This is a genomic window from Pseudonocardia bannensis, from assembly GCF_012911875.1.
Classification (GTDB): Bacteria; Actinomycetota; Actinomycetes; order Mycobacteriales; family Pseudonocardiaceae; genus Pseudonocardia; species Pseudonocardia bannensis.
Genome location: NZ_JAAXKZ010000070.1, coordinates 1 through 13,713, shown reverse-complemented (window position 1 = coordinate 13,713; position 13,713 = coordinate 1). Strand labels below are relative to the sequence as shown.

The 13,713-nt window shown below is 74.7% G+C and carries 7 protein-coding genes and 1 pseudogene; 1 reads left to right on the top strand and 7 read right to left on the bottom strand.

Annotated elements, in window-relative coordinates; all coding sequences use genetic code 11:
* Positions 1-131: 131 nt before the first annotated feature.
* The 7 genes from HF519_RS18255 to HF519_RS18225 form a co-directional block, all read right to left on the bottom strand.
* On the bottom strand, positions 132-1,628 hold the full coding sequence (locus HF519_RS18255; protein WP_169414181.1) for a dynamin family protein: 1,497 nt from the start codon (positions 1,626-1,628) through the stop codon (positions 132-134).
* Positions 1,625-3,481 carry a dynamin family protein gene (locus tag HF519_RS18250; RefSeq protein WP_169414180.1) on the bottom strand — a complete coding sequence of 619 codons (1,857 nt, stop codon included), beginning with the start codon at positions 3,479-3,481 and terminating at the stop codon, positions 1,625-1,627. The genes HF519_RS18255 and HF519_RS18250 overlap by 4 nt, the downstream gene beginning before the upstream one ends.
* Positions 3,478-5,451, bottom strand: coding sequence for an Hsp70 family protein (locus tag HF519_RS32450; protein WP_169414179.1), 1,974 nt, complete (start codon positions 5,449-5,451; stop codon positions 3,478-3,480). The genes HF519_RS18250 and HF519_RS32450 overlap by 4 nt, the downstream gene beginning before the upstream one ends.
* A gap of 6 nt (positions 5,452-5,457) precedes the next feature.
* On the bottom strand, positions 5,458-5,952 hold the full coding sequence (locus HF519_RS18240; RefSeq protein ID WP_169414178.1) for a hypothetical protein: 495 nt from the start codon (positions 5,950-5,952) through the stop codon (positions 5,458-5,460).
* 136 nt (positions 5,953-6,088) lie between these two features.
* Entirely contained in the window at positions 6,089-8,671 is a 2,583-nt protein-coding gene (locus HF519_RS18235) for a hypothetical protein (protein ID WP_169414177.1), read from the bottom strand.
* A gap of 45 nt (positions 8,672-8,716) precedes the next feature.
* Positions 8,717-11,512: a helix-turn-helix transcriptional regulator gene (locus tag HF519_RS18230; protein WP_169414176.1), complete on the bottom strand. Its 2,796-nt coding sequence runs from the start codon at positions 11,510-11,512 to the stop codon at positions 8,717-8,719.
* Positions 11,513-11,724: 212 nt separating this feature from the next.
* Positions 11,725-12,453, bottom strand: a complete 729-nt coding sequence (locus HF519_RS18225; RefSeq protein WP_169414175.1) for a hypothetical protein — start codon at positions 12,451-12,453, stop codon at positions 11,725-11,727.
* A gap of 959 nt (positions 12,454-13,412) precedes the next feature.
* Between HF519_RS18225 and HF519_RS18220 the strand changes: the two are divergent.
* Positions 13,413-13,574 (top strand): annotated as a pseudogene (locus HF519_RS18220) (IS481 family transposase); the annotation flags it as partial.
* Positions 13,575-13,713 lie beyond the last annotated feature (139 nt).

The window sequence follows — 13,713 nt, the reverse complement described above, 5'->3', positions numbered from 1 at the left end:
TAGCGCACTACGCATCTTCCCGCAGCTTGTTACTCGTGGGTGACATCGGTGGATCGCACAGGACGCGAGCTGGGCGGGTCCGGCGAAGCCACCAGGTGACGTGGCGGCCCGTATCGCCCCCGCCTGAGCGCTCACCCCGCGCTGGAGGCGTGGGCCTGCTCGGCCTGCCGGGTCACCGCCTCGCAGGACCGGACGAGGATCCGCGCCGCTCGCACGGTGTCGGGACCGGCGAACGGGCTCTCGCTGCGGCGTTGCCAGCGTTCGAGCTCGGCCCGCGCGGCGGCGGCCACCACCTGCGGTGCGGACCAGGGGTCCAGGCCCAGCCGCGCCGTGTGGTCAGGACCGTGCGCGCCGAGCACCCGCTCGGCGGCGTCGATCTCGCCGTCGGACAGGTCGAGCTCCGCCCGGCGGAGCACGCTGAGCAGACCCGCTTCAGCGAGCTCGTGCGCGCCGGCGGTCAGCGCCTCCAGCCGGGCCGCCAGCGCCTGAACCGCCGGGTCCTCCGGGTGCTCGCGGAGCAGGTCATCCAGCGCCCGCAACGCGGCCCTGGCCTTGAGCAGGTCCCGGCGGGGCGCGAGGTGGTTCAGCAGCACCTGACGCAGGTCGCCCAGCCCGCTGGCCCGGACCAGTGCCCGGCCGAGCTCTGTCGCGCCCCGGGCCCACCCCTCTCGGAGCAGCTGCAGCGCCAGGCGGACCCCGAACACGCCGAGCCGGTCGAGCAGGTGCTGCCGCACCTGCGGGCCCACCCCGCCCGGGTCGGCCGGGGTGGCTCCGGCGAACGTGGTCGCGTCCAGCAGCAGGTCGTCGACGACCGTCCGGTCCGCGCCGGCGAGTGCCGCCAGCGCGGCCGCGTCGTCCTCGGTGAACGTCGCACCGCCCTGGGCGAGCAGCGCCGAGACGGGCAGCACGGTCGAGCACAGCCCCCGCAGCCGGGGATCGCGCCGGTAGCGCTCGGCGACCCGGATCCCCGACTCCATGGCGTCGAGGCGCCCCGCCCCGACTTCGTCGGCCCGGGACAGCACGCCCACGCAGTGCACCGGCGACGGGGCGGTGCTGCGGTCCGCCGAGAAGGCCTCCAGGAAGTTGAGGTCGGCGCTGTGCACGTGCCGGAGCAGGTAGACGACGGCGTCGGCGACCCCGGCCCGGCTGCCGGCGCCGAGGGCGCGGGCGGTGCGGCACGAGACGTCCTCGTGGACCGAGTCGATACCGGGTGTGTCGATCAGGGTGAACGGTCGCAGCGCCGCGGAGGGCCAGTCGATCAGGATCCGCTCGACATCCTCGGCCGACCCTCCGGCCAGATCCACCTGCAGCGCGCCGTCCTCCTGCCGGTAGGCCGCGGGCTGCGGTTCGCCGCCGCGCGGCTGGACCAGCACCCGCGGTGCCGGGCCCTCGCGGTACCAGGTCACCACCCGGGTGCACTCCCCGGCGTCGGTCGGGGCGAGCTCGGCGCCGACCAGCGCGTTGAGCAGCGTCGACTTGCCGGCCTTGACCCGCCCCGCGATCGCGATACGCAGCGGCTCGTCGAGCCGGGCGCGGACAGCGGCGATCTCGTGGCCGCGGGTGGTGCCCGCGAACGCCAGTGCCGCCGCGTCGAGCAGGTGGCGGAGTTCGGTCATCAACGTGCTCACGGCGTCACCCCGGTGGTCGTACGGGCCTCGGCGGCCGTCCGGCGTGGCGGGGCGGCGGCGAGGGCGGTCCGCGTGCTGCCGACGTCGGCCCGCAGCGCGGTCAGCCTGCGCAGCGTCGCGTCGATCTCGGCGGCGCGCGCGTCGCGGTCGGTCTGGACCGTCGTTCCCGCCTTCTGGGCGGCCTTGACCGCGGCGTCGAGCGAGGCCTGCAGCTCCTCGGCGCGGGCGGTGAAACCGTCCCTGAGCTCGAGGTGCAGGCCGCGGACGGCATCGCGGGTCAGCTTCGTCTCGGCCAGCGTCAGCTCGTCGACCAGCTTGCGGGCAGCCGTCCGTGCGGTGGCGCGGCGCTGGGCCAGTTGGCGCTTGGACTCGTCGCGGAGGGCCTTGGCCCCCATCCCGATCCCGGCGACGACCGTGACCGGGTTGACCGCGGCGAACCCGATGAGCGAGCCGAGCAGCCCGAACATCATCACGCTGCTCGTGGCGCCCTTGAGGGCGGTGAGTGCCTTGCCGCCGATGCCCGCACGGGAGAGCTCGAGGTCAGCCGACGCGAGGGCCGGGTCGCCGGCGGGTCGCGCCCCGACGTCGCCGATACCCACCTCCAGCACCGCGCCGCGGGCGGCGAAGTGCTCGGCGACGGACCGGGCCACGGCGGCCGCCCTCTCCTGGAGCAGCGTGCGGTGGGCGGCCAGCTCCTCGACGACGCGCCGGCCGAGCTGCTCGCGGATCTCGTCCCAGGTCTCGGCCGGGTCGCCCGCGTCGACGGCGTCCTCGGTCTCCTTGAGCACGGCGCGCAGCCGGGTCCGCACGTCGTACTCGGCGTCGGAGGTCAGGGCGCCGATCCCGTCGCCCAGCACCTGCTGCCAACGGGCGGTGCCGCGACGCAGCTGGTCGGCGCGGTGGCGGGCCTCCGCCAGCTCGGTGGCCACCCGGGCGGCTGCCTCCGGCGACCGCAGCGCGGCGCGCTCGGCCCGGCAGTGCTCCACGAGCTGGTCGAGGACGTCCTCGGCCTCGACCAGGGCCTGCGCGGCCGGGTCGGTCGAGGCGATCCGCCCGCGCAGCTCACGGGTCAGCGCTGCGTAACCGGACCGCGCGTTGAGCTCGCGGTCGTCACGCTTCAGCGCGAGCCGGCGCAGCGTCGCCGAGGTCGGGATGACCGGCATCCCGGCCAGTCCCGCCTCGTCGAGGTGCCGGCGGTTGATCTCCGCGATCCGCCGCCAGTGTCGGGTGAGATCGGTCTTGGTCAGGGCGAGCAGCACGTGGGCGCCGGTATCCGCGGCGCGGCGCAGGAACTGCAGCTCCCCCGCGGTCAGCTCCTGGGTCGCGTCGGTGACGGCGACGACGACGCTCGACCGCTCGGCCATGGCCAGCGCCAGCGCCGCGGCGGGTGAGCCGATCCCGCCGCTGCCCGGGGTGTCCACGACCGCGATGCCCTGCTGCAGCAGTGCGCGGGGGAGGGCGATCTGCACCCAGCGAACCCCGTCGGCGGCACCGCCGGCCGCGACCCGCTGGGCCTCCGCCAGTCGGACCGGGCGCAGCGCGGGCCGCCCCTCCGCGGTCTCGCCACCGTCCACCGCGAGCGCGGCGGCGACCTTGTCCCCGTGGAGGAGGATGCAGGGCACGGAGGTCGCGATGTCGTCGTCGACGGGGCAGACCTCGGCTCCGACCAGCGCGTTGACCAGCGAGCTCTTGCCCTGCTTGTAGTCCCCCATCACGAGCACCTGCCGCTCGGGTGTACGCAGGCGGGCCTCCGCGCGCGCCAGCCGCTCGGCCAGGTCGGTGCGCCCCGCGGAGCGCGCCGCCTCGCCCACCACAGCCACGAGGCCCGCGACGCTCTCGACGGTGGCGCTCATCGGGGCACCTCCACGCAGACCGCGGAGGCCGGATCGAGGACGAGGTCGTTCGCGTCCGCGACGAGGGCGCACATCTTGGCGTCGGGGCTCCGGCCGGGGATGTCCGGGAAGACGAAGGTCGGCGGCTGCGCACCGTAGTAGAGGCCTCCGTAGCGGCCGTACCGCGGGTACGTGTCGACGCCGATCGACTCCGGGTGCTGGTCGTCGTAGAAGAAGTCGGCCTGCAACGGCAGCGGGGTGCCCGCGGGCGCCTCGCCGTCGATCCGGAATCGGATGATCACGCCGTTGACGGAGTCGCGCTCGATCTCCGTGAAGACCACCCGCGGGGCCCCGGCGGCACCGCCGCCGGTCGCGCCGCCGCCGGCGGCGGCAGGCGAACCGGCCGGGTCCCCCGAGGACCGGCCGCCCACAGGCATGAACACGGCCACGCCCCCGGCGACGAGCAGCAGCGCGGCGGCGACGGCGCCGAGGACGAGACCGCGGCGCGGACGGCGGGCGCCGGGCCGCGGTGCGGTCGCGACGGTGCCGGTCGGCCCGCTGCCGACGAGCCCACCGATCGGGCCGGCTCCGATCGGGCCGGCTCCGATCGGGTCGGCGGAGATCGGGCCGGTGCCGTCGGGAGGCGCACCCAGGGCGGAGCGGGTCGGCGCGGTTCCGTTCGCGCCGGAACCATCCCGACCGGGACCGTTCGGACCGGGACCGGTCGGACCAGGGTCGTTCGGACCGGGACCGATCTGGCCGGGACCGACCAGCCGGGGGCCGTTCGGCCCGGGACCGGACGCGGCATCGGCGAGCACGGCACCGCCGGTTACCGTCGTGGCCAGGGCGGGCGCCGCGGCCGCAGGGCCGGCCGGCGCGGGCAGGCCCGGCGGACCGGGAGGAGGCGGCGGCGCGGGCGCGGAGGCCGCGTCCACCCCTGCCGCCGCGAGCGCGGCACCGAGGGCGATCGAATGCTTGGGATGCGCGTCCACCGCGACCGGGCGGCCCAGCTCCTCGGTCACCAGGCGCGCCACCAGGGGCATGCGGGAGCCGCCCCCGACCAGCAGGACCGCGGCGAGGTCCTCCGCCTCGACCGTCGCCGAGCGCATCGTCCGCCGCAGGGCCGTCACGGTGTCCCCGAGCACCGGCCCGACCATCGACTCGAGCTCCGCTCGGGTGAGGCGCACCTCGGTGACCAGCCCTGGCAGCAGTACCGGGATCGACACCTCGAGATCGCTCGACAGCGCCTCCTTGGCGCGCACGCACTCCTCCTGCAACCGGGCCATGGCCTTGACCGCCGCCGGGTCGGCCGGGTCGAGACCGGTCAGCGCGTCACCGAGCACCCGGCGCACGTGGGCCCGCACGGCCGCGTCGATGTCGACGCCCCCGAACCGTTCGAGGCCGTCGGGCCGGCCGACCGTCTGGAAGCCGTCGGCGGTCTTGCGCAGGACCGTCGCGTCGAACGTGCCGCCGCCCAGGTCGTATACCGCGACCGTGGCCCCAGCGGGCACCCGGTTGCGGCTGCCGTAGTGCAGCGCCGCGGCGGCCGGCTCGGGGAGCAGTCGGACGTCGTCGAGACCGCAGAGCCGGGCGGCCTCGAGGTAGAGGTCGGTCTTGTACGGCCCCCAGCTCGCCGGGTGCGTCAGGGCGACCCGGGCCGGGGGGCCGCCCTGCCGCTCACTCACCTGGTCGAGCACCGCCCCCAGCAGCCGCGCGGTGAGCGCGGACGGGGGCCAGGGCATGCCGCCGAGGATGAGCGGCTCCGGGTCGCCCATGCGGCGTTTGAACTCGCGAGCCAGGCGGGTCGGGTCGGCGGCCCCCCCGCGCAGGGCCTGGTCACCGACCAGGACGCTGCCGTCACCGTCGGCGAAGACCGCCGACGGCAGGGTCGGGGCGTCCATGCCGAATGTGACGACGGCGGCCTGCCCGTCCTCGTAGACCGCGGCCGCGGTGCGCGTCGTCCCCAAGTCGACGCCGAGTGCATAGGTCATCAGCAGCTATCCGATCTCGTCGAGGTCGAGGTCGGCCTCCGTGGGCGACTCGTCCCAGTCCGGCTCCGCCTCGTCGGCGAGCGGCTCGGGCAGGGGGTCGACCCACGGCTCGGCCTCCGCTTCGGGGTCGGGCGCCGGGTCGGCGAGTGGGTCCCCGACGGGCTCGGTCGCGCCCGGGACGTCGACGACGAGCGCCGCGTCGATAGGTGCCGCGTCGAGGGGTGGCTCGACCGGCGGAAAGTCGTCGAGGGGTGGCTCGGCGGGCGGGAGGTCGTCCGCCGCCGCCTCGGTGAGTGAAACGTCCTGGGCGTCGAGCCCGTCCCCGCCGGCCAGCGGGTCGGTCCCGTAGAAGATGCCGTCCTCGGCACCGTCGTCCTCGGGGCCGGCCCCGACGACCCCCGCCATGCCGGACAGCGCAGCGGGGCCGAAGTGGGCCTCCGGGTCGGGCCCCAACTCGACGCCGATGTTCTCGGAGATCCTGCTGTCGTCCAGGGCGCCCATGCCGCCGACGCTACGGAGATCGACTTCGGGACGAATCGGGGAACCCCCTAGCATCGTGGCCCCTCTCAACTCGGTCGTGGCTGCGGCGGCGCCGGGGAGGAGGGGGCCTCCTCCCCGGCGCGTCCGGGGTGTGCGGTCAGCCGATCGCGTCCATGTCGGACTCGTACTCGTGCTCGGGCTCCTCGGCCGCTTCCTCCTCCGCGTGCACGGGCTCCTCCGTGTCCAGCGGCTCAGGCATCGGGTCGGCCTCAGCGACCGGCGCCTCGTACTCCGGCGCCTCGTACTCCGACTCCTCGGCCACCGGCGCCTCCGGGACCGGCGCCTCGACCACGGAATCCTGGACGATCGGCTCTTCGGTCACCGGTGTCTCGACAGCCTCCTCCTGCACGAGCGGCGCCTCGTCGGCCAGCACCGACTCCTCCATCGGCGGCGCCTCGTGCTCGGCCGGGAGAGGTTCCAGGTCCGCCGGCGGCCCGACCGGGGGCACGCTGCCGTAACCGAAGTCGTCGTAAGCCGTGTAATCCTCCGGCTCGGTCGGCAACGGCTCCAGCCCCTCCGGCGGCCCGACCGGAGGCACGCTGCCGTAACCGAAGTCGTCGTAAGCCGTGTAGTCCTCCGGCTCGGTCGGCAGCGGCTCCGGCCCCTCCGGCGGCTCCACCGGGGCGTGCACACGGCCGAGACCAAGGCCCCCCAGCCCGGCCAAGCCCGGCCCCAGGTCGACGCCACCGACGACGCCCGCCGGGGGCTCCGGCGGAAGCGGCTGCGGGTTGAGCTCGACCGGCCCGGGGTCCATCGGACCGACCGGGAAGGGCACACCGCCGAGACCAAGGGCCTCCGGCACCGGCAAGCCCGGCCCGGGGTCGGATCCGCCCACGATGATGATGCCGGCCTCGCCGCCGTCCGGGGGCCCCGGCGGAAGCGGCTGCGGGTTGAGCTCGACCGGCCCGAGGTCCTGGACGGCCCCCAGCCGCGAGAGGTCGAGGCCACCGTCGACTCCGGAGGCGATCCCTCCCGTGATCGAGCCCGGGACGCCGAGACTTCCGCCGACCACGTCGGCCACAGCCGCGTCACCGATCACGCCGCCCGGCACGACACTGTTGACGGCGTCCTCGAGGGCGGACGCCGGGTCGCTCGGAACGAGGTCGTCGAGGTCCAGGTCGCCCGGGTCAAGATTCCCGAGGTCCAGCCCACCCGTGTCGAGCTCGCCCCGCTGGGCGCCGTCGACCAGGTCGTCGAGCGTGCCCCGGTCGATCCCGGTCCGGTCCGCCACCCACTCGGTGACGGCGGGCTGCACGGTGTCGACGACGTCGTCGACACCGACGTCGCTGAGGTCCCCCTCCTGGACGCCGTCGATGGCGCGGTCGACCACCCCGGGAGCGACGCCGGTCCCGCCGGACACCAGGCCGGTGACGAAGGGCTGCACAGCGTCGACGACGTCGTCGGGGTCGAGCTCCGACAGGTCGACGTCGGTCGGGTCGCCTCCGCCGGCGATGAGGCCAAGGCCCGAGTCGGCACCGGAGCCCAGGGCGTCGCCGACGGCGTCGGCGGCATCCTTGCCGATGATGGGTTCCAGCGCCTCTGCGATCTCGTCGCCCAGGCTTTCGCCCGGCGACTCGCCGGTGGCCGCCTCATAGCCGGTCTGCCCCGCCGTGACACCGATCCCGACGGCACTGACCCCGCCGGTCGCGGCGGCCTTCACGGCCTCGATGACGACGTCGGGCGCTACCTCGCCGATCCGCTCGGCGGCCTCCTGCCCCACGATCGGCTCGTAGGTCGCCTCGATCGTCTCGCCGAACGCCTCCCGGGCGGACTCCTCGAGCTCCTTCTCCTGCTCCGGGGTGGCGTCGAAGGCCGGGCCGTGCGGGATCGAGTTCACCGCGGGGTTCGTGGGGTCGAGCGCGGAATCGTCGTAGGCGCTCAACCCGCCGTCGGCGTACGCCTCGGACACGTCGTCGCCGTAGGCGTCCGTCGCGGCGTCGGCGAAGCGGCCGACGGCGGCTCCGCCGTCGTCCCCGACGAGGGGGTCGGCGGCCGAGCTCGCGAGGTCACCGGCGATCGCCCCGGGGTCGAGGCCCCGGTCGGTCGCTGCTCCGTAGACGTCCCGGCCGAGGCCCACGCCGCTCCCGACGGCGGCGATGTCGCCGATCGTCCCGGCGACGTCGGGGTCCACGCCGAGATCGCGGGCCACGTCCTCGACGGTCTCCCCGGCCGCGCCGGCGGCGGTGGCGATCCCGTAGGTCGTGGCGGCCGAGGCACCGCCCGTGGCGAAGATCAGTGCGCCGTCGCCGATGGCCTCGCCGACATCTCGCGCCAGGTCCTCGCCGAGGATCGGCTCGGTGATGCGCTCGACCCCGGTACCGATCTGGTCCTTCGCGAACGCGGCTGCCTCACCGGCCCGGTCGATCACGCTCGTCCCGACGTCGTAGCTCCACTCGGCCGCGTCCGAGATCGCCCCCACGCCGGTCTCCGCGAGGCCCCCGACCAGCGCCGCGCCGTCCGCGACGAGGCCTGCGCCGGCGTCGACCACGCCTCCGACGACATCACCGACCGCATCAGCGCCGTCACTGACAGCCTCACCGACGTCCTCCGCGGCGCCTCCGACTGCGTCCCCGACGGCCTCGACCGCGTCGCCGGCCGCGTCGGCCACGTCGCCCGCCGCGTCGCCCACCGCGTCGGCCGCATCGCTGATCGCGCCGCCGATGTCGTCGAAGAGTCCCATCGTCCTCACCGCTCCTCACCATGTCGTCGTTCGATGTGATCGACGCTACGAACGGACAGGACCCGAGGAATCGGGGAAGCCCCTACGCAGGCCCCTCCGCGCACCTCCCGACGCGACCCCACCCCCCTCGGAGAGCCGCCGCGAGAGCTCGACCCGGTTGGCGACGCCGAGCTTGCGGTAGATGCGCGTCAGGTTCGCCTCTACCGTCTTCGGCGAGACGAACAGCTGGTCCGCGATCTGGCGCGTGGTGTTCCCCGCAGCCGCCAGGTCGGCGACCCGCGCCTCGGTCTCGGTGAGCTCGGCAGGTCCCGCACTGCGCACCCCGACCCGGCCCAGTTCGCGGCGGGCTCGCGCGGCGAGGACCTCGGCGCCGAGATCGTCGAAGATGCGCAGGGCCTCGTCGAGGTGGTCTCGCGCCCCGGCCTTCTCCTTGAACCGCCTGCGGACCTGTCCCGCGGCCAGCAGCGCCCGCGCGCGGTCGTAGGGCAGCCCAGCCCGGTCGAGACCGGCGACCGCCGCGCCGGCGGCGGCCGTGGCCGAGCCGGCATCCCCGCCCGCCGCGAAGACCAGCGCCCGCCCGCGCCGGCACGCCGCCAGCCCGGAGGTGCGGCCCAGCAGCGCGGACCGCTGCTCCAGCGCGTCGAGGACGGCACTCGCCCGGTCCAGGTCGCCGATCGCGACCAGCGCCTCGGCGTGATCGGCCTGCCAGCGCCGCAGGAACGGCTCGTGCAGGTCCGCCGCGGTGGCGAGCTGGGTGCAGCGGGTGAACCACGTGTCCGCCTCGCGCGCATCGCCGGCCGCCATGGCAAGGAAGGCGCGCAACCCGGCGCCGCGGCACGCAGCCCAATCGCTGCCGTACGGGCCCTCGCCACAGCCCAGCTCCTCCGCAGCCACCGCGGCGATCTGTGACCGCCCCCGGTAGGCCGCCACGAGCCCATGGACGAACACGGCTTCGACGACGTCGGGCCCGCGCCCGCCCGCGTGCGCGGCGTTCACACCGTCCTCGGCGTGCCGCTCGGCCACCCCCCACTCACCCAGCCAGAGACAGGCCTGGGCGAGGTGGACGTGGGCGAAACGGCGGGAGGGCGCATCCACCGCGCGGACGAGGAGTTCGATGAGGATCGAGTGCGCCGCGGCGGTGTCGTCGTCACGCGCGAGCAGCACCGCACGCAGCGCCGCCGCGCTGTCGGCGGGCGGGACCGGCGCGCCGATCTCGAGCGCCTCGGCGCGGTCCAGCAGCTGCTCGTCCCGCTCGCCGTAGACCAGCGACTCGGTCGCCACCACCGCCTTGACCGCCTCCGCCCGCAGCTGTGCGGGCAGGCCGTCGTGCTGTTCGGCGAGCTTCAGCGCGTGCCGGGCGTGATCCGCCGCCGCCGGCGGGTCGTCGGCGCAGGCCCGGGCCAGCAACACCTGCGCGGCGACCTGCACCTCTGGCTCGTCGGTGGCCGCGAGCGCCTCGGCGCAGTGCTGCACGGCCCGGGCGGGCCGACGGCGGTCGAGGTCGACCTCGGCCAGCACCAGGTGCCCACGACTGGTCCAGACCGCGGACATGCTCCGGTCACGGACGGTCGCGGCGTAGCCGGCCGCCGCCGGGAGGTCCCCGGCGCGAAACGCGGCGCGTCCCGCGGCGAGCAGGCGGGCCCATCGGCCCTCGTCGTCGGGTGGAGTGAGCTCGACGGCCAGAGCGAGCAGGCCGATCGCCCGGCGCGCCGCCGCCCCCTCGGCGGCGCGCGCGAGCGCCGCGGCCGCCTGCGCGTCGGGCGCAGGTTCGGCGTGCCCGAGGTGCCAGACACGTGCCGATCCCCCGGTGACGTCGGCGAGCCGCCGGTGCAGGTCGCGGAGCCGTGAGCCGGGCAGCGCCTCCCGCGCGACCACACCGACCAGGGGCCGATCCAACGCCATCCGGTCGCGGTCGATCCTGAGCAGCCCCGCCTGCTCGGCGGGCTCGGCCGCGGCCAGCAGGCCCGCGGCCTGCAGCTCGGTCGCGGAGGGCGGGAACGCCAGCCCGGCGGCAGCGAGCACCTCGAGGGTCGCGACGGGCAGCGCGCGGATCCGCTCGGCCGTCTCGTCGGCGAACCCCGCGGGAGGCCGCGCCCGGGGCTCCGGTGCCCCGCCGTCGAGCGCACCGGCCAGGGCGAGCGCGAGACCGGGGTTGCCGCCGGCCATCTCCACCGTCCGCTGCAGGTCGGCGGGAGGCAGCGTGCGGCCATGGCACTTCCAGAGCACCCGGTGGAGCGTCGCGTCCGGCAGGGGGCCGAGGGCGAGCCCGGCCGCGGGGCCGAGAACCGGAAGTGCCCCCTCCGCGGACGTGAGCACGAGCACGACCCCGGCCGGGGGCAGGCGACGGGCGGCGAAGGCGAGCACGGCGGACGTGGCATCATCCGTGTAGTGCGCGTCATCGATCGCGACGAGCACCGGAGCGCTGGTGGCGAGGTGGGCCAGTACGCCGGTCAGGGCGATCCCGACCTCGCGCACCCCGGGGCCCGCTGCGGCGGCCCGCCGCAGCAGGACCACCTCGAGGGCCTGCCGCTGCGGTTCCGGAAGGAAGGTCAGGTCGTGCACGTCGGAGAGCAGGTCGCCGAGCACGGCATGCGGCAGGCCCTGCTCCGCGTGGGTGGGCCGCGCCGTCAGAACGCGGAACCCCTGCTCGCGCGCGGTCGCGACCGCCGCGTCCAGCAGGCACGTCTTGCCGATCCCGCGCTCGCCCTCGACGCACAGCACCCCGCCCGCGGTGCGCGCCCCGGCCACGAGCGCGGTGATCCGGGCGAGCTCCTCGTCGCGACCGACGATCGGCGACGACGACGTGGCCGCGCGCAGACCGATGGGCTGCCCCGCGGTCATCGGGCCTCCGCAGATGATCGGCGACTCGTGCGACCTAGGAATCGTTGCAAGCCCCCGAAACGTGACGCGTCACGCAAAAGTATCGGAGCGAGCACGGCCCGGTGACGCCGGTGAGGCGCTCACCCCGGCGCTGGATCCCCGTCGATCGATCCTGCGAAGAAGGAGATGGGCGAGCACGTCCTCTCCGAGCTCTGGTCGACGGCTGAGCCGGCTCATCCTGAACCGGGGTTCTCCCGGGCATTGATATGGGCCAGGCGAACCACACAATCCAGCAGCTGCTGGAAGCGCTCGGCCGTGGGCACAGGCCCGTGTCCCGCCCCGACCCGACATTCCAGCCAGCTGACGTTCGGCCGGCCGAAGCCCCGCGAGAAGTCGATCGGGGGCACGAACCTGACGTGCGGGAGCCAGCTGTGACTATCGTGGCCGAGGCGGGCGATCTCGTCGATCAGGCCCGCCCCGCGCAGGCGTTGCTCCAGTTGCGGGTCCGGCTCGGGCAGCCCGATGAACTCGCCCAGCGGCCCGGCGAAGATCGAGTCCGAGTCCAACGATGCGGTGAACACGAGTTGGTCCTCGGCGAACGGATTCAGACTGACCCTCCGCCGTTGGCAGCTCCACGGCTGGCGTCCGTTCAGGCCCACACACCGGACGGTGAACTGGTCCACGGGATTCGACGGCCCGTAGTCGCCTACGCCTGTGGGCCTCGGGTCGGTCCTCTCGGGCCACGCCTCGATGTGGAAGCCCTGGTAGAGGCCACGCAGATGCAGCTTGCTGGCGCCGGAGGCGCTGGTGAGCCGCCCGGTGCCCACCGTCGCGGCCGTCAGAAGTGGAGCCAGCGCGGTCAGGCCGGTGCGGACCTGCGCACTTTTGGCTCGCGGCCGGCCGAGGCCGAAGTAGTACGCGGTCGCCACAATGCCGAGCAAGCCCAGGGTCTCGACGATCACAGGGTCCCCCCACCCGAGCCAAAGCAGGCCCGACAGCCGAACCGACGGTTCCGCACAATCCGGAAAGTCTCGCGGTGCGAGGCCGAGACGTTACGAATCCGGCGCGTGTCGTACCCCGTCGGCGCTGTCTGCGCCGCTGTCGGGTTGCGGCTGTCGGCGATCTCCGCCGTGGTGCCTTTCACAGTGTGGAAGACGACCGCCGGAGGTCCTGTGATTCGGCTTCGGAGCGCCTTCCGAGATTTCTCTCGCCGCAGCATGCAGGCGCGGCCGGTCGCGCGGTGAGGCGCTCAGTCCGCCGTCCCGCCCCAGCCTTGCCTGAGCATCATCGACGGATGAGCCCTGACCGCATGCCACGCCGGGATGAATCGGTGCGCGTACGGCAGAGGGATCAGGCTTCGTCGCCGGCCGAGGTCAGGCGCCGCCACCGTCGCAGCGCAGGGTGCGTTCCGGCGATCACCGCCACCGCCAGCACGCACGCCAGTCCCCCGCTGACGACCGCCGCCGAGGCCGACACCAGGCTCGCGACCAGCCCGCGATCGTCGTGATCGCTCCCCCACTGGGAATCGGCCGACGACAGCCGATGAGCTTCCCCCGACGCCGGACATCGGGTGTCAGGGTTCCGGGGGGAAGCTCAGAATCGCTCGAGGAGAGCGGGCCGCCGAGTTTCTCCTACGCGACGTTCAGGCAGCGAACCGTCGCGACGACCACCGGGTCAGGCCCGGTGTAGGCGGAGTTCCGCCCGATCACTACCTGGTAGCCAGTCAAGATCTCCCGAGTTACGCCCAAGCTGATGAAACGGCCTGGTTGCCAAAGCCGGGTCCGCCGTCCACCGTGAAGTCACCATTGACGAGGATGTCCCCGGAGTCGCAGCTTGCAGCCACCGTGACGGCCTGCGATCCGGTCAGCGTCGCCGTTGCAGTACGGGTGTTCGTCAGGTCGGAGATGGCGCCGATCCCGGGTTCTGGACCCGCTCCCAGGCGTTCTTCGCCGCCGCCGGCGTGCCGGTCGCACGGATACTGACCGACAACGGGGCCTGCTACCGCTCCCGGCTCTGGCGCGAGCAACTCGCCGCGGCCGGCATCAGCCACCAACGCACTCGCGCCTACCGGCCGCAGACCAACTGCGAGGGTGTCATCACGTTCGTCCCGGGGCCGGCCTGACCCCTAGACCAACCGGCCGTGGTGCCTTCTTCCCGAAGCGTCGACCGGCCCCGGGGCGGACGTGTTCGAGCTGCCGAGCTCGGTTCGTGACCTGATAGGA

What these genes read in the sequence shown, in the direction of transcription:
- HF519_RS18250 (WP_169414180.1), bottom strand. Translation starts at nt 3,481, where the DNA reads ATGAGCGCCACCGTCGAGAGCGTCGCGGGCCTCGTGGCTGTGGTGGGC.
- HF519_RS32450 (WP_169414179.1), bottom strand. Translation starts at nt 5,451, where the DNA reads ATGACCTATGCACTCGGCGTCGACTTGGGGACGACGCGCACCGCGGCC.
- HF519_RS18230 (WP_169414176.1), bottom strand. Translation starts at nt 11,512, where the DNA reads ATGACCGCGGGGCAGCCCATCGGTCTGCGCGCGGCCACGTCGTCGTCG.
- HF519_RS18240 (WP_169414178.1), bottom strand. Translation starts at nt 5,952, where the DNA reads ATGGGCGCCCTGGACGACAGCAGGATCTCCGAGAACATCGGCGTCGAG.
- HF519_RS18235 (WP_169414177.1), bottom strand. Translation starts at nt 8,671, where the DNA reads ATGGGACTCTTCGACGACATCGGCGGCGCGATCAGCGATGCGGCCGAC.